This is a genomic window from Methylobacterium sp. 10, assembly GCF_000519085.1.
Classification (GTDB): domain Bacteria; phylum Pseudomonadota; class Alphaproteobacteria; order Rhizobiales; family Beijerinckiaceae; genus Methylobacterium.
The window spans coordinates 432379-455705 of the sequence record NZ_KI912577.1; the positions used below are offsets into that span (position 1 = coordinate 432379).

The window sequence follows — 23327 nt, forward strand, 5'->3', positions numbered from 1 at the left end:
ACGCCATGGTCACGAGCCTGGGCCTCGCCTTCCTCGCCGGCATCCTCTCGGTGCTGTCCCCCTGCGTGCTGCCGTTGCTGCCGCTGGTGCTCGGCGCGGCGGCGTCGGAGCACAGGCTAGGCCCGGCTGCCCTCGCCGCCGGCCTGGCCCTGTCGTTCGTGATCATCGGCCTGTTCGTGGCGACCGTCGGCTTCGCCATCGGCCTCGACGCCGGCATCTTCCGGACCGGCGCGGCCATCATGCTGATCCTGATCGGGCTGGTCCTGATGGTCCCGGCGGCCCAGACGCGGTTGGCCGTAGCAGCCGGCCCGGCGAGCAACTGGACGGAGAGCAGGTTCGGCGGCTTCTCGACTGCGGGCCTGCCTGGTCAGTTCGGCGTCGGTGTGCTGCTCGGGGCGGTGTGGAGCCCCTGCGTCGGACCGACCCTCGGTGCGGCCTCGCTGCTCGCCTCGCAGGGGCGCGACCTAGGCGTCGTGGCGCTGACCATGCTCCTGTTCGGCTTCGGCGCGGCCCTGCCGCTCCTGCTACTCGGCGCCCTCTCGCGCGAAGTCCTGATGCGTTGGCGCGACCGGATGATGGGCCTGGGCAAGGGGCTGAAGGCGGCACTCGGCCTGATCCTCATCGCTACCGGCCTGATGATCGCATCGGGTTACGACAAGGCGGCGGAGACCGCGCTGGTCAACGCCTCGCCGGATTGGCTCACCGGCCTGACGACTCGTCTGTAAAGCAGCCCTTCCCAAAGCCTGCTATCGGTCGAATGCAGCCCCGGCAGCGAGTACCAAACGTCGGATTTCTCCCACTAGGGCTGACGGATTCGCGCATCTGCTCGACGGCCGTTCCCTCTATCCAAGAACGGCATCGGTTCGCGATGACCGCCCGGAGGCAAGGCCACCCGCCCTCGTCACGATGGGGGCGCTCGTTCCGGACGGAGCGGCGCGAAGCCGGACCCGGCCTCACTCGTCCGTGGAAAACATCTCGTCGAAGGAATAGCCGGAGCCGCGCACGGTGCGGATCGGGTCGCTCTGGCGCGGGCGGTTGATGGCCTTGCGCAGGCGGCCCACATGCACGTCCACCGTGCGCTCGTCGATATAGACGTCGTGGCCCCAGACCCCGTCGAGGAGCTGCTCGCGCGAGAAGACCCGGCCAGGGCTCTGCATCAGGAATTCGAGGAGCTTGAATTCGGTGGGGCCGAGATGGATCTCGCGGCCCTGTCGGCGGATGCGGTGGCTGACGCGGTCGAGCTCGATATTGCCGGCGATCAGCAGGTCCGCCACGTGGCTGGGCTTGGCCCGGCGCAGGAGCGCGCGAACCCGGGCGAGCAGCTCCGGCACCGAGAATGGCTTGACGATGTAGTCGTCGGCGCCGGTGCCGAGGCCGCGGATGCGGTCGCCCTCCTCGCCGCGCGCCGTCAGCATGATGACCGGCAGCCGCTCGGTCTCGCGCCGGGCACGGATGCGGCGGCACAACTCGATGCCGGACAGGCCGGGCATCATCCAGTCGAGGAGGACGAGGTCGGGAACCTGCTCCTGAAGGCGCAGGTCGGCCTCGTCGCCGCGCGCCGCGGTATCGACGACGAAGCCCTCCGCCTCGAGGTTGTAGCGAAGGAGAAGGGTGAGGGCCTCCTCATCCTCGACGATCAGGATGCGCGTACTCATGCGGGTGTTTTCAGGGTGATGGCGGCCGTCCCGTCACGCACAGGACGGCCGCGCGAAGATCGTGCCGGAATGGCCCGACCGGAGGGGCGATCAGGCGCTGACGGGCAACGACACGGTGGCGTAGTTGGATGCGTCGTTCTTCGGGCGGTCCCGCTCGGCCAGCTCGTTGGTGCCGGTGACGAGATAGTGGATCGTCTCGGCGATGTTGGTGGTGTGGTCGCCGATCCGCTCGATGTTCTTGGCGCAGAACAGGAGATGGGTGCAGAACGAGATGTTGCGCGGGTCTTCCATCATGTAGGTCAGCAACTCGCGGAAGAGCGAGTTGTAGAGGGCGTCGATGGAATCGTCGCGCTCCCAGACGTCGAGGGCGGACTTCACGTCCTGGCTGGCATAGGCGTCGAGGACGTCCTTCAGCTGCTCCTGCACCAGATCGCCCATGTGCTGGACGGCGACGACGATCTTCTGCGGCTGGATCTGCTCGGCGATGGCCACCACGCGCTTGGCGACGTTCTTCGACAGGTCGCCGATCCGCTCCAGGTCGTTGGAGACGCGGATCGCCGAGACCGTCTCGCGCAGGTCGATGGCGAGCGGCTGGCGCTTGGCGATGAGCAGGATCGCCCGCTCCTCGATCTCGTGCTGGAGGGCGTCGAGGCGCTTGTCGGCGCCGATCACCGCCTGCGCCAGGGGCACGTCCCGGCGCACCAGGGCGTTGCCGGAATCGGTCATCATCTTCTCGGCGATCCCGCCCATCTCGGAAATCGAGCGGCGCAGGTTTTCCAGTTCCGTATCGTAGGAACTGACGATGTGGTTGGGCATGCTCGCACTCCTCGACCGAGGCCGCCTCGGGCAGCCTGCATCGCGTAGATCGGGACCGGTGCCGCGGAGCGCGGCCCCGGCGGGCTCAGCCGAAGCGGCCGGTGATGTAGTCCTGGGTCTGGCGCTTCTCGGGATTCATGAAGATCCGCGTGGTGGGGCCGAACTCCACCAGTTCGCCGAGATACATGAACGCCGTGAACTGCGAGATGCGTGCCGCCTGCTGCATGTTGTGCGTGACGATAACGATGGTGAACTCGGAGCGCAGCTGCTCGATCAGCTCCTCGATGCGGCCCGTGGAGATCGGGTCGAGGGCCGAGGTCGGCTCGTCGAACAGGATCACCTCGGGACGCTGGGCCACGGTGCGGGCGATGCAGAGGCGCTGCTGCTGACCGCCGGAGAGACCCATGCCGGACTGCTTGAGCTTGTCCTTCACCTCGTCCCAGAGGGCGGCCTTGCGCAGGCTCTCCTCGACGCGGACGTCGAGATCGGCCTTGGGCAGCTTCTCGTAGAGGCGCAGGCCGAAGGCGACGTTGTCGTAGATCGACATCGGGAACGGCGTCGGCTTCTGGAACACCATGCCGATGCGCGAGCGCAGCTCGTTGAGATCGACCTTCGCGTCGAGGACGTTCTGGCCGTCGAGGAGGATCTGCCCCTCTGCGCGCTGCTCGGGGTAGAGGCTGTAGATCCGGTTGAAGGTGCGCAGGAGGGTCGACTTCCCGCAGCCGGACGGGCCGATCAGGGCGGTGACCTGCCGGTCATGGAAGTTGAGGTTGACCGACTTCAGGCCGTGGAACGAGCCGTAATAGAAGTTCAGGTCCTTCACGGCGATGCGCACGGGGGCCTGCTCGTCGGCCTTGTGGCGGCCGGTCAGCTGAGCTTGCGTGATCGCGGGAGCGGCGTTCATCGGGTGCGTGTCCTTGTCGAGGGCGGGAAGGGACGGGGGCGCGGGATCAGCGCGCCCGCTCGCTCTTGATGACGAAGCGGGCCACGATCGAGAGGGCGAGGATCGTGGCGGTGATGAGGAGGGCACCGGCCCAGGCGAGCTGCTGCCAGTTCGAGTAGGGCGAGAGGGCGAACTGGTAGATCATGACCGGCAGGTTCGGGATGCCGCCCATGAGGTTGGGCGAGAACCAGCTGTTGTTGTTGAGCGCGGTGAAGAGCAGCGGCGCTGTCTCGCCGGCGATGCGGGCGAGCGCCAGGATGATGCCGGTGACGATGCCGGCGCTGGCACCGCGCCAGGTGATGCTCTTGATGACGACGGAGGGCGGTGCGCCCAAAGCCGCGCCGGCCTCGCGCAGGGTCGAGGGCACGAGGCGGAGCATGTCCTCCGTGGTGCGCACGATCACCGGGGTGGCGATGATGGCGAGCGCGACACCGCCGGCCCAGCCCGAATAGGTCCCCATCGGCCGCACCATCAGGGTGTAGACGAAGAGGCCGATGAGGATCGAAGGGGCCGAGAGCAGGATGTCGTTGAGGAAGCGGATCACGTCGGCGAGCTTCGAGTGGCGGCCGTACTCGGCGAGGTAGGTGCCGGCCATGACGCCCACCGGCGTCGCGATGACGATGCCGATCAGGGTCAGGACCAGGCTGCCGAGGATGGCGTTGGCGATGCCGCCGCCTTCCGATCCGGGGCCGGGGGTCGGCTCTGTGAAGAGCAGGGGCGAGAAGCCCTTCACGCCCTCGACGATGAGCATGAGCAGGATCGAGCCGAGGACGACGATGCCGATCAGCGTCGCCAGGGTGCTTCCGACGATGAGCATCTTGTCCGCCACGCGGCGGCTCGACCGGACGCGGCTGGCCTTGAGCGGCGGCGCGTCGTTGGTCCGGAGGGTGTTCACGGCGTCCATGGTTCGGGCTCCAGAGGGCTCAGGCGACCTTCACGCGCCGGACGAGCAGGCGTGCGACGATCAGGACGACGAAGGTGATGACGAAGAGGATGCAGCCCAGAGCCATGAGCGAATTGAGCTGCAGGCCGTCGGCCTCGTTGAACTCGTTGGCGATGCGCGAGGCGATGGTGGAGCCCGGATCGAAGATCGAGCCCGACAGGCGGTTGGCGTTGCCGATGACGAAGGTCACCGCCATGGTCTCGCCGAGCGCGCGGCCGAGGCCGAGCATCACCGCGCCGATGATCGAGACCGAAGCCTGCGGCACCAGGACGTGGCGCACCACCTCCCAGGTGGTACAGCCGATGCCGTAGGCGCTCTCGCGCAGCACCGTGGGGATCTGGTCGAGCATGTCGCGGGTGATCGAGGCCACGAAGGGCACGATCATGATCGCGAGGATGATGCCCGCCGTGAGGATGCCGACGCCGGAGGGCACCCGCGCGTAGAACAGCGTGCCGACGATGGGCAGGCCTTCGACGAGGCTCGACACCGGCATCTGCACGTAATGGGCGAAGAGCGGGGCGAAGATGAACAGGCCCCACATGCCGTAGATGATGCTCGGCACCGAGGCGAGAAGCTCGATCGTCATCGAGACGGGCTTCCTCGCCCAGCCGGGACAGAGCTGGGTCAGGTAGACGGCGATGCCGATGGAGATCGGCACGCCGATGACGAGGGCGAGAAGAGCCGAGACCAGGGTGCCGACGATGGCCACGAGGGCACCGTACTGCTCCTGGCCGATGTTCCAGGCGCTGGAGGTGACGAAGCCGAGGCCGAACTCCGCGAAGGCCGGCCACCCGCCATAGGCGATGGAGGCGAGGATGCCTGCCAGGAAGAGGAGAACCAGCAGCGCCGAGGCGTAGGAGGCGGCGCGGAAGAGCTGGTCGCCGAGGCCGCCCGGCTTCTTGCGGGCTGGGGAGCCCGTGCGGGCCAGCGAGATCTGATCAGTCAAGGCGGCCATCCGACGTCTGCTTCTTCACCTTGAGGGCTCGTATCGTGCGAGGTAGCGAGTGGCGAGGTGCAACACCGCGCCCTCTCGTGGCGCAGGCCCGGCGTTTTTGCCGGGCCCGCGCGGTTCGGGAGTTCGGTTGGAAGGCTGCCTTAGAAGACGGGCTTTCCGTCCTTGCCCTTGATCTCCTTCCACTCGGTGTGGACGAGGGAGACGACGTTGTCGGGCAGGGGCACGTAGTCGAGGTCGGTGGCGAGCTTGTCGCCGTTCTTGTAGGCCCAATCGAAGAACTTCAGCACGTCGCCGGACTTCGCCGGATCGGCTGGGTCCTTGTAGACGAGGATGAAGGTGGCCGCGGTGATCGGCCAGGCATCGTCGCCGGCCTGGTTGACGAGGGAGATGCCGAAGCCCGGGGCCGCCTTCCAGTCGGCGGAGGCGGCGGCGGCCTGGAACGCCTTGTCGTCGGGAGCCGGGAACTTGCCGGCCTTGTTCTGGATCAGCGAGTAGCTGAGCTTGTTCTGCTTGGCGTAGGCGGATTCCACGTAGCCGATGGAGTTCGGCACCTGCTTGACGGTGGCGGTGACGCCCTCGTTGCCCTTGCCGCCCTGGCCGGCGGGCCAGCTGACCGTGGTGGCCGCACCGAATTCCTTCTTCCAGCTCTCGGAGACCGCGCTGAGATAGGTGGTGAAGATGCTGGTCGTGCCGGACGCGTCCGAACGGTAGACCGGAGTGATCGGCGAGTCGGGGAGCTTCAGCCCCTGGTTGACCGCGGCGATCTTGGCATCGCTCCACTTGGTGATCTTGTTGGCGTAGATGTCGGCGATGAGCTCACCGGTGAGCTTGAGCTTGCCCGGCTCGACACCGGCGATGTTCACCACGGTGACGACGCCGCCCATGACGGTGGGGAACTGGACGAGGCCGTCCTTCTCCAGGGCCGGGCCCTTGAGGGGCGCGTCGGTGGCGCCGAAATCGACGGTCTTGGCCTGGATCTGCTTGATGCCGCCGCCCGAGCCGATGGACTGGTAGTTGAGGCCCGTGCCGGTCTCCTTGCGGTAGGCTTCGGCCCATTTCGAATAGACCGGGAAGGGGAAGGTCGCGCCGGCACCGGTGATGTCGGCGGCCTGGGCGACGGCGCCGAACTGAGCGGTCGCGAGCCCGATGGCGAGGGCGAAATGGAAGGGTTTCACGGTGGCTCTCCGTAATCTGTCCGGGCGCTGTACGTGCCGCGCTGCAAGAGCAATCCTGCTGCAGCGCACCGTTACCCGCCCGATCATGCTGGCTCTATGACGGAGCCATGACAGATCGATGACAGGGGCCACCCGTTGACCGCATGAGCAGTGTGGGACAGGGAGAAATCGGGGTGTGGACCGGTGCCCGGACGAGGCGGCACGGTTTGACGGCCTCGTGCGTTATACGATTCGGCAATGGCGACGACGGAGCAGCCCGTCTCGCCAGACGTCCTGGAAGGTCAGCGACTTGGAGAACGAATCGAGCGTGACGCCCACAGGGGGTGATGGCGATGCCGATTTCCTTGCCCTGCATGCACGCAGGGAGGATTTGGAGCTCGACCTCTCCCGTGCCCAGCAGCGCCGGCAGTTCGGGACCGATCCGGACGAGGTGGAGAAAGCGGGCGAGGAGGAGCGCGCCCTGCTGGCTGAGCTAGACGCGGTGATGACCTTGATCCGCGGCGCCGAGTACCAGCGCATGCCGGGGGCTCGCCGCTGGTAGCGGCGACAGGCCGGGGGACGCCTCAGCCCACGCGGCGGCGGTCGCGTTCCTTGTGCCGGAGGCGCAGGAGCAGGTCGATCTGCCCGTCGGGGATCGGCTGGGTGTCGAACGTGTCCTCATAGATCGCCCGAAGAGTGCCGCCCAGATGGTGGCGGGTCGGACTTGTTAGAATCGGCAGCCCGTCCGCTTCGTTCACGGGCCGGGGATCGGTCTCACCGTCTCCCAGATCCATCACGCGATCTCCCGATGTGCCGACGCGTTTCCATAAGATTCCCTGCGTCGTACCCATACCATCGCGCAAGATGGTTAACCGAAGGTTAAGATCGCGCGTCAAGCATCCGTGGATTGAAGAAGGCGGGCGGCCGCCGCGCGGGCCTCGTCGGTGACCGTGGCGCCGGCGAGCATCCGGGCGATCTCCTCCCGGCGGGCGGGCGCTTCCAAGGCGGAGACGCGGGTGGCGACCCGGTCGCCGCCCTTCACCGGGTCCTTGGCGATGAGGAAATGCGTCTCGGCCCGCGCGGCGACCTGGGGCGCATGGGTCACGGCCACGACCTGGACACCTGCCGCGAGACGGGCGAGGCGGGCACCGATGGCATCGGCCACGGCACCGCCGACGCCGGTATCGATCTCGTCGAAGATCAGGGTCGGGGCCGAGCCCTTGTCGGCCAGCACCACCTTGAGGGCGAGCATGAAGCGCGAGAGCTCGCCGCCCGACGCAACCTTCATCATCGGGCCGGGCCGGGTTCCGGGATTGGTCTGCGCCCAGAACTCCACCCGGTCGTAGCCCGCCGGATCGCGCGATTCGGGGTCGGTGACGATCTCGGTGATGAAGCGGGCGCGTTCCAGCTTCAGAGGCGGCAACTCGGCTTTCACCGCGAGGTCGAGGGCTTTGGCGGCCTTGCGGCGGCCCTCCCCGAGTTTCGTTGCGGCCTTGGCATAGGCCGCCTCGGCCTGCGCCAGCGTCGCTTCGAGGCCGCCGAGGGCCTCCTCGCCGGCATCGATGGCAGCCACATCCGCCTCGTAGCGCTGGCGCAGGGCGGCGAGATCGTCCACCGGCACCTGATACTTGCGGGAGGCCGCGCGCAGCGCAAACAGGCGCTCCTCCACCTGCTCAAGCTCGCGCGGGTCGAACTCGGATTCGCGCAGGGCCGTGTCGAGGACGGAATGGGCCTCGTCTAGGGCGGACAGTGCCGCGTCGAGGGCGGCGATGCAGGGCTCCACCAGGGCCGGGATCTGGCTCACCCGCCGCTCCAGCTTGCGCATGGCCGAGGAGAGGTGGGACACGGCGGAATTCGGACCGCCCGCCGCCTCGATCGCCTCGGAGAGCTCGCGGGCCACCTTCTCGCTCTGCTGCATGACCATACGGCGCTCGGCGAGCGAGGTCTCCTCGCCGGCCTGCGGATCGAGAGTCTCCAGCTCCGACGCCGCATGGCGCAGGAAGTCGACCTCCTTGCGCGCGGCCTCCACCCTGGCGCGGTGCTCGGCCAGGGCGGAGCGGGCGGCGCGCACGCGCTTGGCCGCCTCCCCCACCGCCGCGAGGGGGCCCTGCAACCCGCCGAAGGCATCGAGGATGGCGCGGTGGGTCCCGGGATCGGCGAGCGCCCGGTCGTCGTGCTGGCCGTGGATCTCCACCAGGGCCGCGCCTATGGCGCGCAGGACCTGCACGCCCACCGGCTGGTCGTTGACGAAGGCGCGGGTGCGGCCGTCGGCCATCTGCACGCGGCGCAGGATCAGATCGCCCTCGGTATCGAGATCGGCCTCGGCGGCGAGGCGGCGGGCGGGATGGTCGAGGGGCACGTCGAACACGGCGGTGACGCCGCCCTGCCCTTCTCCGTGGCGCACGAGGCCGCCATCGCCGCGCCCGCCCAGGGCCAGGGCGAAGGCGTCGAGCAGGATCGATTTGCCCGCGCCCGTCTCCCCGGTCAGGACGCTGAGGCCTTCGCGGAAGTTCAGGGCGAGCTTATCGATGAGAACGATGTCGCGGATCGCGAGCTGGCTCAGCATGCCGCGGGGTTGGCCTCGTTGGATACGGTGGCCACGTCTTACGGCGAAGCGGCGACCGCTTCACCCCAAAAAATGGCCCGCCACCGAAAGCGTGTCGTCGCGGGCCGAGACGATGCGCTCAAGAGCTCTGGTCTGCCGCGCTCTTTCTCGCGGAACCGGCAATCGTTTCGGCGAAGGGCGCTTCAGCGCGCGTCGGCGGTACGGCCGATGACGCCGCGATAGACCTTGCTGAGCCAGGAGGATTTCTCCTCGCGGGGCTCCAGGCCGCCGTTCTGCAGGAGCGCGAACGCATCCTTGTACCAGGGGCTGTCGGGAAAGTTGTGGCCGAGCACGGCGGCGGCGGTCTGCGCCTCGGCGGTGATGCCGAGCGCCATGTAGGCCTCCACCAGACGCTCCAGCGCCTCCTCGGCGTGGCGGGTCGTCTGGTACTTGCTCACCACATCGCGGAACCGGTTGATCGCGGCGGGGAAGTTGCGGCGCTCCAGGTAGAAGCGGCCGACTTCCATCTCCTTGCCGGCGAGCTGGTCGCGGGTGATCTGGATCTTGGCCTTGGCGTCCGCGGCGTATTCCGAGGTCGGGTATTTCTGGACGAGCTCCTGGAGACCGGCCAGCGCCTTCTCGGAGCGGTCCTGATCGCGGGTCACGTCGGGGATCTGCTTATAATGCGACATCGCCATCAGGTACTGGGCGTAGGCCGCGTCCTTGCTCGCCGGGTGGCGCTGGAGGTAGCGCTTCGAGGCGTTGATGGCGTCGTCGTATTTGGCGCCCTCGTAATTCGAGTAGGCGGTCATCAGCAGCGCTTTGCGCGACCAGTCGGAATAGGCATAGGCCTTGTCGAGTTCGCCGAACTTCTTCGACGCGCCCTCGAAGTCCTTGTCTTCCATCTTGGCCAGGCCCTCGCTGTAGAGCTTGTCGGCCGGGACGTCCGGAATGACCTCGGGCTTGTACTTCTCGGCGAAGGGATTGATCGAGTCGAGGGCGTCGCAGCCGCCGAGGCCGAGGCCGCACAGCGTCAGGAGCACGGCTGCCGTCGCCCCGCGGTTACGATCGTTGAGACGCATTCCGGTTCCCCCAACAGATGGACCCGTCAAGGGGGCCGCATCGTCAAGCCATCACAAATGTCGGTCGAGCGGCTGACGGCACGGTGCCACGGCCCATGTGCCTCGATGGGGCACACGCGACCTCGCCTCTTGTCACGGACGATTTACCAGTGGCGTCCGATTTGGGCGTGAAAGCGGCGGCCGAGCGGCGGACGCATTCGAAGCGAGGATGTTGCTTGTCGGTTACAGGTCGCTGGCGAAGGCGGCGAGGCTGAGACCGACGCCGAATTCCGGCCGGGTGGTCTCGCGGCGGGCGCCGGGGGCTTCGACGATCGTGTAGTTGGCGCGGTCGGCGAACAGCGCGTCGAGGACGCCGACATTCATCCGGTGACCGCCGCAATAGGAGCGGTAGGCGCCCTGGATCGGCAGGCCGGCGAGGGCCAGGTCGCCGACGGCATCGAGATACTTGTGCCGCACGAACTCGTCGGCGTAGCGCAGGCCCTCGGGGTTGACGACGGCGTTGTCGCCGACGGCCACGGTGTTCTCGAGGGAGGCGCCGAGGGCGAAGCCGGCTTTCCAGTAGCGCTCCACATCCTTCATCATGCCGAAGGTGCGGGCGCCGGCGATCTCGCGGCGGTAGGAGGCGGGGTTCAGGTCCATCGCCTTGCGGCTGCGGCCGATCACCGGATTGTCGAAGTCGATCTCGACGTCGAGGCGGAAGCCCCGGTCGATGGGGCGGAGTTCGGCGAAGGCGCGTCCGACCTCGATGCGGACGGTGCGGAGCACCTTGATCCAGCGGCGGGGAGCCCCGCAGGTGGTGATGCCGACGGCGTCGATGGCTTCGACGTAGAGGCGGGCGCTGCCGTCCAGGATCGGCATTTCCGGCCCGTCGATCTCGACGAGGACGTTGTCGATGCCGAGCCCGAAGAGGGCGGACATCAGGTGCTCGATGGTGGCGACCGCGCCGCTCTCCACGTCACCGATGACGGTGCACAACTCTGTGGCGGAGACGCATGCATGGTGGGCCTTGATGAGCCGATCGTGGCCCGTGGGCATTCCGGTACGGAGGAAGCAGATACCGTGATTGGCCGCAGCGGGGTGGAGAGTGATCTCCACCGGCTTCCCGGAATGGACACCGATGCCACGAAGCGTGGCCGGGCCCTTGAGTGTGATCTGTTGGTTCGTCCGCATTCCCTAGCCCTCGGCCGTGATCAGGCTCGCTCTCCCTGGATTACGGGATTGCGCCGCCTCTTTGACCCGTCCGCTGCTTGAAGCCCCTGCGAGCGCTGACGGCGAAACCGCCGCGCCTTTTTCGTTCCAAAAATCGTATACGCGGCGGCCGAAGCGTTAGCCAAATCACGCTTTCTTACGCTCTGTTACAGACACGCTTTCCGGAGACGTTCCGGATAACCGTTTCCGGACAAGGACTTAAAACGAGGTTAAGCCCGGGGTCCTGAGACCCCGGGCTTGTTGCATAAAAACCGCTACGGCCGCTTAGCGTGGCGTTTCAGTTCGCCTGGCGACGCAGGAAGGCCGGGATTTCGAGCTGGTCGTCATCCATCAGACGGGGCTGGGGGGCCACACGTCCCTGTGCGTCGAGGTTGCCCTGGGCCGGACGATAGGCCGGGGGAGCCGCCACGGGCGCCCGCTTGGCGTATTCCGGCTGGGGTGCCGGCTGCGGGGCGGGAGCGCGCATGGGCGGCAGCGGGGCGGCCTCGGCCTCCTCGCGGCGTCCGCCGAAGCCGACGGTGGCGAGGCGGCGCAGCAGGGTCATCCGCTTGGAATCCCCTGCCGGCTCGGCCGGCTCCTCACCGCGCTGGGCGCGGAGCTGGGCCTGGCCGGGCATCGGCAGGTCCTGGATCTGCGGCATGCGCGGGGCGCGGGCCACCGCCACGGCCGGACGCGGCGGCACGAACGGGCCGGCGACCTGCTGCACGGGGGCCGGAGCCTGGACCGGGGCGGGAGCGGGCTCGTAGGCCATCGCGGTGCGCGGCTGCGTCTGGGTCAGGACGACCTCGTCGCGGGTCATCGGGGCGGCCTGGGCCTCCATGCGCAGGGGCTCGGGGGCCATGGCCACCGGCTCGGACGCCACCGGGCGCGGGGCCTGCGGCTGGATCTGCGCCTGGGGTGCGGGGGCCGGAGCGGTCAGCGGCTGCTCGGGGGCACGAAAGGTGGGGGCGGGCTGTGCCGCCCTGGCCCTCGCTTCCGCACGCAGGCGCTCGGCCACTTCCGCGATCCGCTGCTCGGTCTGGACGATCTCGGGGTTGTTCTGCGAATGCGCGGTGATCAGCGCCGGCTCGATGCCGGTGGCCACCACGGAGACGCGGATGATGCCGTCGAGGCTCTCGTCGAAGGTGGCGCCGAGGATGATGTTGGCGTCCGAATCCACTTCCTCGCGGATGCGCGTCGCGGCTTCGTCGAGCTCGTACAGGGTGAGGTCGTTGCCGCCGGTGATCGAGATCAGCAGGCCGCGCGCGCCCTTCATCGACACGTCGTCGAGGAGCGGGTTGGCGATGGCGGCTTCGGCGGCGCGGTTGGCGCGCTTCTCGCCGGAGGCCTCGCCGGTGCCCATCATCGCCTTGCCCATGCCGCGCATGATCGCGCGGACGTCGGCGAAGTCGAGGTTGATGAGGCCTTCCTTGACCATCAGGTCGGTGATGCAGGCGACGCCCGAATAGAGCACCTGATCGGCCATGGCGAAGGCGTCGGCGAAGGTGGTCTTCTCGTTGGCGACCCGGAACAGGTTCTGGTTCGGGATCACGATGAGGGTGTCGACGGCGGCCTGGAGCTCCTGGATGCCGGCCTCGGCGGTGCGCATGCGGCGCACGCCCTCGAACTGGAACGGCTTGGTCACGACGCCGACGGTGAGGATGCCCATGTCGCGGGCGGCGCGGGCGATGACGGGAGCCGCACCGGTGCCGGTGCCGCCGCCCATGCCGGCGGTGATGAAGCACATGTGGGCGCCCGAGAGCTGGTCGCGGATCTCGTCGATGACCTCGTCGGCGGCGGCCGAGCCGACCTCGGGGTGCGAGCCGGCGCCGAGCCCCTGCGTCACGCCGAGGCCCATCTGGATCACGCGCTCGGCCTTGGAGGAGGTGAGCGCCTGGGCATCGGTGTTGGCGACGACGAACTCGCAGCCCAGCAGGCCGGATTCGATCATGTTGTTGACGGCGTTGCCGCCGGCGCCGCCGACACCGAAGACGGTGATGCGGGGCTTGAGTTCGCGGATGTCAGGCGCCTGGAGAGAGATGGCCATGGTGTCGAGCCCTTCGTGCCGTTTTCGCGTTGCCGATGAGCGCCTCCGCAGAGGCGCCGATTGTGTCGTCGCCCCACCCCCTTCCGGGGGCGGGCCTCGTCCCTAGAAACTCTCCCGCAACCAGCGGTACACGCGGGGGATGTAGCCGTCGGTTCCGGTGCCCGCGAAGGCGCCCTGCCCCCGCGGCTCGAAATGCTCCGCATGCGCCACCTGCGGGTAGACCAGCAGGCCCACCGCGGCGGAGAAGGCGGGTCCCTTGGCGGCCTCCGGCAGGCCGCGGATGCCCAGCGGCCGGCCGATCCGCACCTGGCCCTGCATCACCCGGCGGGCGACCTCGGGCAGACCGACGAGCTGGCTCGCGCCCCCCGTCAGCACCACCCGGCGGCCGGCCTGGGCGGCGAAGCCCGCGTTGCGCAGACGATCGCGAACGAGTTCGACGATCTCCTCCACCCGCGGCTTGATGATCCGCACGAGCTGCGAGCGCGGCACGTGGGTGGGGGCGTCGCCCTCGTCCTCGCCGACCCCGTGGACCGCGATCATGTCGCGCTCGTCGGAGGCGGTGGAGATCGCCGAACCGTAGAGGGTCTTGAGACGCTCGGCCGCCACCACCCGGGTGGAGAGGCCGCGGGCGATGTCCATGGTGACGTGGTGGCCGCCTACCGCCAGGGCGTCCACGTGGACGAGGTGCCCGCCCTCGAACACGCCGAAGCTGGTGGTGCCGCCGCCCATGTCGACGACGCAGACGCCCATCTCGGCCTCGTCGTCCACCAGGGCGGAGAGCCCGGCGGCATAGGGGGTGGCGATCACCGCCTCGACGCCGAGATGGCAATGTTCCACCGCGAGCATCAGGTTGCGGGCGGCGGCGGCCTCCGCCGTGACCACGTGGAGATCGACGCCGAGGGACTGGCCGATCATCCCGGTGGGATCGATGACCGCGCCCTGCCCGTCGATGGCGTAGCCGGTGGGAAGGGCGTGGAGCACGGTGCGGCCGGGGCTGACGCCATGGGCGCTCGCCGTCTCCAGGGCGCGTTCCACGTCGGCACCCATGACGGTGCCGGAGCGGACGCCGACCTGCGCCTCGAAATGCTGCGAGCCGAGGCGGCCGCCGGAGATGTTGACGATGACCGACTGGACCTCGACCTTGGCCATCCGCTCGGCGGCGTGGACCGCCTGGCGGATCGCGCCCTCGGCGGCTTCGAGATCGACGATGGCACCGCCCTTGAGGCCGTGCGAGCGCTGATGCCCGATGCCGATGATGCGGGCGAAATGGGTCCGTCCGCGCAGGGTGGTGAGGGCCTCGGCCGGCTGGAGCTCGGCGATGAGGCAGACGACCTTGCTCGTGCCGATATCGAGCACCGAGAGGATGGTGCTCCGGCGCGCGGAGAGCGGTTTCATACGCGGCGTGAGGCCGTGTTGCGCGTGCATCGGATTACCGGGCGAAGGAGGCGGGAAGGGCGGGCTGGCGGGACGCGAGAGGCGCCGGACGGATCGTACGGCTCATGTCTCGGTCCCCTTGCCCTTCGGCTTCTTCTTCTGGGATTCGGCGCGCGTGGCGGCCGCCTCCTCCGTGAGCCGCACCACCACCCGGTCGGGCAGCCGCAGGTCCACGGCGATGATGTCCTTCTCGAGGATGCGGCTGTCGCGCTCGAGCTTGACGAGGCGGGCCAGGGCCTCGGCGGCCCCGGTCTCCGGCAGGCGGATGTCGACGCCGTCGAGCTTCAGGGTCCAGCGCCGGCCGGACACGTAGGTGCCGGCCTTGACCCGCTCGCCGAGTTCGCCCGCCGCCTCGATGAGGGCGAGGTAATCCTTGAGGCGCTCGTTGGCCTCTTCGCCCACCACGAGGGGGAGCGCGGCGTAGCGGTCGTCGCGCATCTCGTCGATGACGGTGCCGTCGGCGGCGATGACCGAGATCTCGCCGTTGCGCTGCCACAGGGCGGCGGGCTCGCGCTCGACCTGGCTGATGACGATCTCGTTCGGATAGACCTTGCGCACCGAGACGCTGGCGATCAGCGGCACGTCGAGGAGGCGCTGACGCGCTTCGGCGACGTCGAGGAAGACCACGGAGGAGTGGCCGTCGATGCCGGCCGCCTGCAGCACTTCCCGCTCGTAGAGACGGGCGATGCCGGAAATGGTGACGCGCTCGACGCCGAAACCGGCCAGCCGGGCCAGGACGTCCGAGACGTGCCCGTTCTCGAGCACGAAGCGGTCGTAGCGGCCGCTGGCGACGAAGCCGGTCACCGACAGGGCGGCGAAGGTCACCGCGAGGGTCAGCGTGCCCGCATGACGGGGGATGCGCCGCTCGATCGGCTGCCCGAGCCGCGAACGGCGCGAGCGCATGAAGGGGCGCACCAGTCGCGGCAGGCGCGCCGCCAGACCGGCGACGAGCGAGCCCGATCCGGGCGCAGGGGGTCCGTCGACGCCGGCCTGTTCGGCGGCGTTCAACGACCCAGAGTAGCGTCCTCCACCATCCATCGGACGAGCTCACCGAAACTCAAGCCAGCGTAGGCTGCGATCTCCGGCACAAGGCTCGTCTTGGTCATCCCGGGCTGCGTGTTGACCTCCAGGACGACGAGGGCACCGGTTCCACCCGGTGTGTCGTCGTAACGAAGGTCCGCACGGCTGATGCCCCGGCATCCAAGTGCTTGATGCGCCGTTAACGACAACTCTTGGACACGCTGGTAAATTTTTGGTTTAATTTCTGCCGGGAGGACGTGGATCGACCCCCCCTCGGCGTACTTCGCATCGAAGTCGTACCACTCCCCCGAAGCGGGCTTGATCTCGATCACCCCGAGGGCCTTGTCCCCCATCACCGCGCAGGTGAGCTCGCGGCCAGCAACGTAAGTCTCCGCAAGGACTTGCTCGCCGTAGACCCACTCGTCCGATGCGAGAATCTGGGGTGGGTGGGAGCGCCCGTCCCGCACGATGATGACACCCATGGAGGAGCCTTCGGCGATGGGTTTGATCACGTAGGGCGGAGTTAACGGGTGTGCCTTCGCGGCATCATGACGGTTAACGACACACCCTTCCGGAACGCTCACCCCGGCGGCCTTCATGATCGTTTTGGCACGTTCCTTATGCATCGCCAGGGCCGAGGCCAGGACGCCCGAATGGGTGTAGGGGATGCGCAGGATCTCCAGCAGCCCCTGAATCGTGCCGTCCTCGCCGGCCGGGCCGTGCAGGGCGTTGAGGGCCACGTCGGGACGCAGCTCCGTGAGCACGGTGGCGATGTCCGGCCCGACATCCACCTGCGTGACGCGGAACCCCTCCCCTTCGAGGGCGTCCGCGCAGGCGCGGCCCGAGTTCAGGGAGACCTGACGCTCGGAGGACCATCCGCCCATGAGGACGGCGACGTGCTGGGACATTTCCGGTTCCTTCCGATGTCGTGCCGCCGGCCATGGCCGGAGCACGGTCGTGCTAGAATCCGCCCGGTGGCATCAGCCGCCGTTCCGAGCGTCGCAATCGATTCGGGGTCGCCCTTATCCGCGCTCGGATGCCGGGACGCCGATCCGCTTGATCTCCCAATGCAGCTCGACGCCGGACGTCTCGCGCACCCGGCGGCGGACCTCCTCGCCAAGCCCCTCGATATCGGCGGCGGTGGCGCCGGCGCGGTTGATCAGGAAGTTGCAGTGCATCTCCGAGACCTGGGCGCCGCCCATCGTCAGCCCACGGCAGCCGGCGGCGTCCACGAGCTGCCACGCCTTGCCGCCCGGCGGGTTCTTGAAGGTCGAGCCGCCGGTGCGCTCGCGAATCGGCTGGGCCGCCTCGCGGGCGGCGGTGACGCGGTCCATTTCCGCTTCGATGTCCTGCCGGTCGCCGGGACGGCCCCGGAACAGCGCGCTCGTGAAGACCACGTCCTCGGGCGCCTCGCTGTGGCGGTAGGTGAAACCCATCTCGGCATGGGTGAAACGGCGCAGCGCCCCCGTGCGGTCGATGCCCCGCGCCTCCACCAGCACGTCGGTGGTCTCCCCGCCATGGGCGCCGGCATTCATGCGGAGCGCGCCGCCGATGGAGCCGGGAATGCCCCGGAAGAAGGCCAATCCGTCGAGGGACGCCTCGGCCGCCGCCTTGGCGAGGCGCATGTCGGGCACGGCGGTCCCGGCGCGCAGGGTCTCGCCGTCGATCTCAACGGAACCGAAGGCCTTGCCGCCGAGCCGGATGGTGATGCCGGGAATGCCGCCGTCGCGGACGATGAGGTTCGAGCCGAGGCCGATCACGGTCACCGGAAGCTCGGGGTCGAGGGCGCCAAGGAGATGCGCCAGATCCTCCTCGTCGGCCGGCGTGAACAGCACCTGCGCCGGACCGCCGACGCGGAACCAGGTGAGGTCGGCGAGCGACGGATTCGCCAGGAGCCGCCCGCGCAAAGCGGGAGCGGCGGCGCGGATGGCGGGAGTGATGTCGGGAAAGGCGGTCATCGAATCTCTTGCCTTCCGGCGTATTCAACGGAAAGTTGTCGGCGTCCGCGACAGGCGGTGGCATGGGCCGTACGATCGTCTACACCCGTCCCGCGGCTCGGGCGCTCGCCCGTATGCCGGCCAACACCGAAGCGCTGATACGCGAGAAACTGAGAACGCTCGCCGACGACCCCGCGGCTCTGCCCAATAACATCAAGGCCCTGAAAGGGGCCGAGGGCTTTCGCCTGCGGATCGGTGATTGGCGCGTGATCTTCACGATCGAGCCGGATCGGGTCATTGTGCATGCCGTCGGTCCCCGCGGCTCGATCTACGGGTAGGATCCAGCATCATGACCATCGTGCGCACGCAGACGCCGTCCGGCGAATCCATCGTCATCATGCCCGAGGCCGAGTTCGAACGGCTGGCCGCTTTGGCCGAGGATGCGTCGGACCTGCAGACCTTGGTCACATCGCAGGCCCGGCTCGCTTCCGGCGAGGACGAGATGCTCAGTGAAGCCGATCTCGATGCGTTGCGCCGGGCGCCGTCTCCGCTCGCCTTCTGGCGCGTCCGACGTGGCCTGTCGGCGGCCGAGCTGGCGGCCAGCAGCGGCATTTCATACGCGGATCTGACGGCCACCGAAGACGGGACCAAGATGAGCGACATGGTCGTCTTTCGGGCACTGGCCGACGCGCTCGGCGTCGACGTGGAAGACCTCGTCCCGGCCGCGCCGGTGATCTGAGCGGGGCTCACCCCTGCAGCGCCGCCAATTCGCCCGGCAGGGCATAGGCCCATTGCGTGATGTTGCCGGCGCCCAGGCAGACGACGTAGTCGCCGGGTTTCGCCCGCGTCGCCACGAGGCCGGCGAGGTCCTCGGTGCGATCGAGGGCGATGGCGTCGCGGTGGCCGCGCGACTTCAGGCCAGAGACGAGGCCATCGCGGTCCATGCCCTCGATGGGCGCCTCGCCCGCCGCGTAGACGGGGGCGACGATGACCGTGTCGGCATCGTTGAAGCAGGTGCAGAAATCGTCGAACAGCGAGGCGAGCCGGGTGTAGCGATGCGGCTGGACGATGGCGACGACGTTGCCCTCGGTGGAGGCGCGGGCGGCCTTCAGCACCGCCTTGATCTCCACCGGATGGTGTCCGTAATCGTCGAAGATCAGAGCGCCGTTCCATTCGCCGGTCTTGGTGAAGCGGCGCTTGACGCCGCCGAACCCGGCCAGCGCCTTGCGGATCGCCTCGGGCTCGACGCCGAGTTCGTGCGCGACGGCGAGGGCCGCGGTGGCGTTGAGCGCGTTGTGCTTGCCCGGCATGGGGAGGACGAGATCCTCCATCTCCATGCGGAAGCCGGGGCGACGGTCGCGGATCATGACGCGGAAGCGGCTCTGGCCGCCGCGCAGGTCCACGTCGATGAGGCGGACATCGGCCTGCGGGTTCTCGCCGTAGGTGATGATGCGGCGATCCTCGATATGGCCGACGAGGTCCTGCACCACCGGATGGTCGATGCACATCACGGCAAAGCCGTAGAACGGGATGTTGTCGATGAAGCGCCGGAACGCATCCTTCACCGCCTCGAACGAGCCGAAATGATCGAGATGCTCGGGATCGATGTTGGTGACGATGGCGACATCGGCGGGCAGCTTCAGGAAGGTGCCGTCGGATTCGTCGGCCTCCACCACCATCCACTCGCCCTCGCCCATACGGGCATTGGTGCCGTAGGCGTTGATGATGCCGCCGTTGATGACGGTGGGGTCCATGTTGCCGGCGTCGAGCAGGGTCGCCACCAGGGAGGTGGTGGTAGTCTTGCCATGCGTGCCCGCAATGGCGACGCAGGACTTGAAGCGCATCAGTTCGGCCAGCATCTCGGCCCGGCGCACCACCGGCAGGCGGCGCTCGCGGGCGGCGATGAGTTCGGGGTTGTCGCGGCGGATCGCGGTGGAGACCACCACGAGGGCGGCCTCCTCCACGTTCTGCGCGGCATGGCCGATGAAGGTCTTCATGCCCTTCTCGGCCAGCCGGCGGACGTTGGCGTTGTCGTTGGCGTCCGACCCCTGGACGGTATAGCCGAGGTTCGACATCACTTCGGCGATGCCGGACATGCCGATGCCGCCGATGCCGATGAAATGGATGGGACCGAGCTTGTCGGGCAGCTTCATGGTGTGAACCAGTCTCGTCGTGTCGCGGAGCGCGTGGGGGCGCCCCGGCTCGGAATCAGGTGCGGGCTGCCGTCTGGAGGACGACATCGGCCAACCGCTCGGCGGCATCGTGGATGCCCGCGCTTTTGGCGGCTGCGGCCGCCGCGGTCAATTTTGCCGGATGGGTGAAGAGGTCGAGGAGCTCGGCCGTGAGGCGGTCTGGGGTGAAGGCGCTCTGCTGGATGGCGAGCGCCGCGCCGATGCTCCCGAGGGTCGCGGCGTTGGCGGCCTGGTCCTGGTCGAGGGCACCGGGCAACGGCACCAGGATCGACGGCCGCCCCATGGCGGCGAGCTCCGACACGGTGGAGGCGCCCGAGCGCCCGATCACGAGGTGGCTGCGCGCCATGCGGGCGGGCAGGTCCTTGAAGAACGGCGCCGTCTCGAGCCCTGCGAGGCCGAGGGAGAGGTAGAGGTTCTGGACTTCGGTGAGGTCTTCCGCCCGCACCTGCTGCACCAGCGTCAGCCGGGCGCGGAGGTCGGCGGGCAGCTGCGCGATGGCTTTCGGCACCACCTGCCCCATCACCGCCGCGCCCTGGCTGCCGCCGAAGACGAGGAGATGCAGGCCGTCGGACTCGCCGAGCGGCGGATAGGGGCTCTCGGCCGCCGCGAGGACGGCGGGACGCAGGGGGTTGCCGGTATGGGTGCGCGGTGCCAGCGCCTTCACGGGGATGCCGCGCACTTGCCGGAAGCCGGTGGCGATGGCCCGGGCGCCGCGCGCGAGGAAGGCATTGGCGCGGCCCATCACCGCGTTCTGCTCGTGCAGGATCGTCGGCACGCGCAGGATCTGCCCGGCGAGAACCGGCGGCACGGTGGGGTAACCGCCAAAGCCGACGATGGCCGCCGGGTCGATGCGCCTGATTTCCCTGGCCGCCACGCCGAAGCCGCGCCCGAGGGTGAGGAGCGCGCCCGCCCGCTTGACGATGGAGCGGCCCGACGGCGTCGCCGAGGCGATGGTGACGATCTCCGAGGCCGGGAACTCGCCGGCGATGGAATCGACGCGGGCGTCGGTGGCCAGCACCACGCGGATTCCGCGCGCCCGCAGGGCATGAGCGAGGCTCTCGGCCGGGAAGAGGTGCCCGCCCGTGCCGCCGGCACAGAGCAGGATGGTGGCTGTCCGCACGGTCACCGCATCACTCCGGCGACGGTGGCGGGCGCGGTGCCCGGGGGCTTCTGGCTCAGGGTCGACATGCGCGGCCGCTTGCGGGTGAGCGCCACGAGGAAGCCCATGCCGAGCGCGAGCGAGATCAGCGAGGATCCGCCATAGGAGACGAAGGGCAGGGTCATGCCCTTGGCCGGCATGAGCCGCACGTTCACCGCCATGTTGATGCAGGCCTGAAGGCCGAACAGGGTGGTGAGGCCGGTAATCGCCAGGCGGGTGAAGGTGTCATCGGTGCGCCGCGCCAGTTTCAGTCCGCGCATGACGATATAGGCGAAGAGGCAGACGAGGCCGAGGCAGACGAGGACGCCGAATTCCTCGCCGGTCACCGAGAAGATGAAGTCGGTATGGGCGTCGGGCAGGTGGCGCTTGGCCACGCCCTCCCCCGGGCCGGTGCCGAACCAGCCGCCGGAATTGAACGATTCGCGCGCCCAGTATTCCTGGAAGCTGTCGCCGGAATCCTTGTCGAGGAAGCGGGTGATGCGCTCGCGGACGTGGTGCAGGAACTGGTAGGCGACGCCGACGCCCAGGAGGCCCGCGACGCCGAGGCCCGCGACCCAGAACCAGTGAAGGCCGGCCACGAAGAACAGCGCGCACCAGACGATGGTGATCAGCATGGTCTGGCCGAAATCCGGCTGCAGGATCAGCGGCACGATGGTGACGGGCAGGAGCAGGATCGCCAGCAGGCCGCCGGGCATGTCGCGGCGCTGCGCCCCTTCCGAGAAGGCCCAGGCAGCCACGACCACGAAGGCGGGCTTCACGAATTCCGAGGGCTGCAGGCCGAAGGGGCCGAACTGGATCCAGCGATGCGCGCCCTTGATCTCGGGGCCGAACTTGCCGGCGAGGATGCAGAGGGTGACGCCGACGATCCAGGTGGCCAGAGCCACGCGCCGGATGTGGCGCAGGGATAGGAACGACACCGCGACGATGATCAGGATCGTCGGGGCGAGGTACATCGCCTGCCGGTTGAGGAAGTGGAAGGTCGGCAGGCCGATCTTCTCGGCCACCGGCGGTCCGCCGCCCATGAGGAAGACGAGGCCGGCCACCATCAGGGCGGTGAGCCCGGCCAGCAGGCCGCGATCGACGGTCCACCACCAATCGGTCAGGGGCGTGCGTTCCGCGCGGGACATCATGGGATCGGCGCTCTCCGTGAGCCTTTCGGCGCCCGGAACGAGCAGCCGACAGCCGCCGGCAGCATCGGACCGGCTCGGATGCGATCCTGTGCCGGAATGGTAAACCAAGTCTTTCACGCAAGCCCGCGTCGGCCGTCTCGATCCGCGAGCGACCGTCGATCGGTGGGGCGCTGGACGCCTTGGCTCAGTGCCTCATGGACTTGAGGCCGCAGGTGGAGCCGTTGTCGCGATAGCCGGCGGGGCAGCGGCGGACGCAGGCGCCGGCCGCGAATTTCAGCGGCGGGCGGCAGGCGTTGCGCACGCTCCGCGGCCGGAATTCGTAATCCTGCGCCGGGCCGGCCATCGCGGCATGGGGCAGGGACACCGCGAACAGGAGAGCGGTGGAGCAGGCAAGGCGCAGGATCATCGCTGGTTCCGATCGAGAAGGGTTGGGCGACTCGCCGATACCTTGGCGACGATACCTTGGCGACTCGGTCAAGATTATCCGCATGAGATGGCCGGGCGTGATCCGGGGCGGAGAATCGCTCCCATTCAATCGCTCATGCGCTGAAAGCTGCAACAGCCAAGGCCGCTGTCGCGATAGCCGGCCGGGCATTCCCGGACGCAGGCGCCGGCCGCGAGCTTCAGCGGCGGCTCGCACAGGGTGCGGAACCGCTCTTCCTGGCTCGCGGATTGCGCCGTTCCCCTGGGAGCGGCCAGCGCAGGGGTACCGAGTGGCAGGGGTACCGAGTGGCAGGAGTACCGCCAGGAGTGCCAACCGGGCGACGGACACCGTCATCGGCGGTTCCGTCCGGAAGACGGGCGGGCGGGCGGGCAGATCTCAGCGGTTCATGTTCCTGAAGCGGCAATAGCCCCGACCGGTATCGCGATACCCCGCGGGGCAGCGCTTGACGCAGGCCCCGGCCGCGAATTTCAGCGGCGGCTTGCACATGCGGCCGAAGCGCTTCTCGCGATCCATCGCGTATTTCGCCTCCCCCGGCGTGGAGAGCGCAACACTTCCCAAGGGGACCGCCACCGTCAGGGCGAGGAGGGAGGCGAAGGCGAAGCGCAGGGTCATCGGGACATCCGGACGGAGGGGCACGTGCGGACAATGCGCCCGCCCCCGATCGGTTCGGTTCCGGACAAAG

Annotated in this window: 24 protein-coding genes; 4 read left to right on the forward strand and 20 right to left on the reverse strand. The window is 68.7% G+C overall.

The genetic code is table 11. From position 1 onward, the window contains the following. Nucleotides 1-5 precede the first annotated feature (5 nt). Nucleotides 6-725 (forward strand): cytochrome c biogenesis protein CcdA, encoded by a 720-nt coding sequence (locus K368_RS0101985; protein WP_027170918.1) that lies wholly within the window; start codon nucleotides 6-8, stop codon nucleotides 723-725. A gap of 228 nt (nucleotides 726-953) precedes the next feature. Here K368_RS0101985 and phoB read toward each other — a convergent pair whose 3' ends face one another. The 6 genes from phoB to pstS all read right to left on the reverse strand — a co-directional run bounded on the left by phoB (nucleotide 954) and on the right by pstS (nucleotide 6487). Next, on the reverse strand, nucleotides 954-1655 hold the full coding sequence (phoB, locus tag K368_RS0101990; RefSeq protein ID WP_018041942.1) for a phosphate regulon transcriptional regulator PhoB: 702 nt from the start codon (nucleotides 1653-1655) through the stop codon (nucleotides 954-956). A gap of 90 nt (nucleotides 1656-1745) precedes the next feature. Further along, nucleotides 1746-2471: a phosphate signaling complex protein PhoU gene (gene phoU, locus K368_RS0101995; protein WP_027170919.1), complete on the reverse strand. Its 726-nt coding sequence runs from the start codon at nucleotides 2469-2471 to the stop codon at nucleotides 1746-1748. Nucleotides 2472-2556: 85 nt separating this feature from the next. Continuing rightward, a complete protein-coding gene (gene pstB, locus K368_RS0102000; protein ID WP_018041940.1) occupies nucleotides 2557-3375 on the reverse strand; it encodes a phosphate ABC transporter ATP-binding protein PstB in 819 nt (272 codons plus the stop codon). Nucleotides 3376-3421: 46 nt separating this feature from the next. After that, nucleotides 3422-4318: a phosphate ABC transporter permease PstA gene (gene pstA, locus K368_RS0102005; protein WP_051439720.1), complete on the reverse strand. Its 897-nt coding sequence runs from the start codon at nucleotides 4316-4318 to the stop codon at nucleotides 3422-3424. Between the two features lie 19 nt (nucleotides 4319-4337). Further along, the gene (pstC, locus tag K368_RS0102010) at nucleotides 4338-5312 is read right to left on the reverse strand and encodes a phosphate ABC transporter permease subunit PstC (protein WP_027170921.1); all 975 of its coding nucleotides are present in this window, start codon (nucleotides 5310-5312) and stop codon (nucleotides 4338-4340) included. A 140-nt stretch (nucleotides 5313-5452) separates the two neighbouring features. Then, nucleotides 5453-6487 carry a phosphate ABC transporter substrate-binding protein PstS gene (gene pstS / locus K368_RS0102015; protein WP_027170922.1) on the reverse strand — a complete coding sequence of 345 codons (1035 nt, stop codon included), beginning with the start codon at nucleotides 6485-6487 and terminating at the stop codon, nucleotides 5453-5455. 289 nt (nucleotides 6488-6776) lie between these two features. Between pstS and K368_RS0102020 the strand changes: the two genes are divergently transcribed. Then, on the forward strand, nucleotides 6777-7028 hold the full coding sequence (locus K368_RS0102020) for a hypothetical protein (RefSeq protein ID WP_051439721.1): 252 nt from the start codon (nucleotides 6777-6779) through the stop codon (nucleotides 7026-7028). A gap of 22 nt (nucleotides 7029-7050) precedes the next feature. Here K368_RS0102020 and K368_RS23700 read toward each other — a convergent pair whose 3' ends face one another. From K368_RS23700 to murB, 9 genes are all read right to left on the reverse strand, one after another. Beyond that, the gene (locus tag K368_RS23700) at nucleotides 7051-7260 is read right to left on the reverse strand and encodes a hypothetical protein (RefSeq protein ID WP_036265895.1); all 210 of its coding nucleotides are present in this window, start codon (nucleotides 7258-7260) and stop codon (nucleotides 7051-7053) included. 98 nt (nucleotides 7261-7358) lie between these two features. Continuing rightward, nucleotides 7359-9032 carry a DNA repair protein RecN gene (recN, locus tag K368_RS0102030; protein WP_027170924.1) on the reverse strand — a complete coding sequence of 558 codons (1674 nt, stop codon included), beginning with the start codon at nucleotides 9030-9032 and terminating at the stop codon, nucleotides 7359-7361. 182 nt (nucleotides 9033-9214) lie between these two features. Next, nucleotides 9215-10093 (reverse strand): outer membrane protein assembly factor BamD, encoded by an 879-nt coding sequence (locus tag K368_RS0102035; RefSeq protein WP_027170925.1) that lies wholly within the window; start codon nucleotides 10091-10093, stop codon nucleotides 9215-9217. A gap of 222 nt (nucleotides 10094-10315) precedes the next feature. Continuing rightward, nucleotides 10316-11263, reverse strand: a complete 948-nt coding sequence (gene lpxC, locus K368_RS0102040; protein ID WP_027170926.1) for a UDP-3-O-acyl-N-acetylglucosamine deacetylase — start codon at nucleotides 11261-11263, stop codon at nucleotides 10316-10318. A 316-nt stretch (nucleotides 11264-11579) separates the two neighbouring features. Then, entirely contained in the window at nucleotides 11580-13328 is a 1749-nt protein-coding gene (gene ftsZ, locus K368_RS0102045) for a cell division protein FtsZ (protein WP_027170927.1), read from the reverse strand. Between the two features lie 102 nt (nucleotides 13329-13430). Continuing rightward, entirely contained in the window at nucleotides 13431-14753 is a 1323-nt protein-coding gene (ftsA, locus tag K368_RS0102050; protein ID WP_027170928.1) for a cell division protein FtsA, read from the reverse strand. A 72-nt stretch (nucleotides 14754-14825) separates the two neighbouring features. After that, entirely contained in the window at nucleotides 14826-15800 is a 975-nt protein-coding gene (locus K368_RS0102055; protein ID WP_027170929.1) for a cell division protein FtsQ/DivIB, read from the reverse strand. Then, the gene (locus K368_RS0102060) at nucleotides 15767-16690 is read right to left on the reverse strand and encodes a D-alanine--D-alanine ligase (protein ID WP_027170930.1); all 924 of its coding nucleotides are present in this window, start codon (nucleotides 16688-16690) and stop codon (nucleotides 15767-15769) included. The genes K368_RS0102055 and K368_RS0102060 overlap by 34 nt, the downstream gene beginning before the upstream one ends. Nucleotides 16691-16804: 114 nt before the next feature. Further along, on the reverse strand, nucleotides 16805-17740 hold the full coding sequence (murB, locus tag K368_RS0102065; protein WP_027170931.1) for a UDP-N-acetylmuramate dehydrogenase: 936 nt from the start codon (nucleotides 17738-17740) through the stop codon (nucleotides 16805-16807). A gap of 62 nt (nucleotides 17741-17802) precedes the next feature. Here murB and K368_RS0102070 point away from each other — a divergent pair, with 62 nt between their 5' ends. Next, complete coding sequence (locus tag K368_RS0102070; protein ID WP_081739476.1) at nucleotides 17803-18057, forward strand: type II toxin-antitoxin system RelE/ParE family toxin; 255 nt, start codon at nucleotides 17803-17805, stop codon at nucleotides 18055-18057. A gap of 11 nt (nucleotides 18058-18068) precedes the next feature. After that, complete coding sequence (locus K368_RS0102075; protein WP_027170933.1) at nucleotides 18069-18458, forward strand: helix-turn-helix transcriptional regulator; 390 nt, start codon at nucleotides 18069-18071, stop codon at nucleotides 18456-18458. Between the two features lie 7 nt (nucleotides 18459-18465). Here K368_RS0102075 and murC read toward each other — a convergent pair whose 3' ends face one another. The 5 genes from murC to K368_RS0102105 form a co-directional block, all read right to left on the reverse strand. Beyond that, on the reverse strand, nucleotides 18466-19872 hold the full coding sequence (gene murC / locus K368_RS0102080; RefSeq protein ID WP_027170934.1) for a UDP-N-acetylmuramate--L-alanine ligase: 1407 nt from the start codon (nucleotides 19870-19872) through the stop codon (nucleotides 18466-18468). Nucleotides 19873-19927: 55 nt separating this feature from the next. Further along, on the reverse strand, nucleotides 19928-21037 hold the full coding sequence (gene murG / locus K368_RS0102085; RefSeq protein ID WP_027170935.1) for an undecaprenyldiphospho-muramoylpentapeptide beta-N-acetylglucosaminyltransferase: 1110 nt from the start codon (nucleotides 21035-21037) through the stop codon (nucleotides 19928-19930). Then, the gene (locus tag K368_RS0102090; protein ID WP_027170936.1) at nucleotides 21034-22200 is read right to left on the reverse strand and encodes a putative peptidoglycan glycosyltransferase FtsW; all 1167 of its coding nucleotides are present in this window, start codon (nucleotides 22198-22200) and stop codon (nucleotides 21034-21036) included. The genes murG and K368_RS0102090 overlap by 4 nt, the downstream gene beginning before the upstream one ends. 184 nt (nucleotides 22201-22384) lie before the next feature. Then, nucleotides 22385-22606, reverse strand: a complete 222-nt coding sequence (locus tag K368_RS0102095) for a hypothetical protein (RefSeq protein ID WP_027170937.1) — start codon at nucleotides 22604-22606, stop codon at nucleotides 22385-22387. Between the two features lie 414 nt (nucleotides 22607-23020). Continuing rightward, entirely contained in the window at nucleotides 23021-23257 is a 237-nt protein-coding gene (locus K368_RS0102105; protein ID WP_027170938.1) for a hypothetical protein, read from the reverse strand. Nucleotides 23258-23327: the final 70 nt, after the last annotated feature.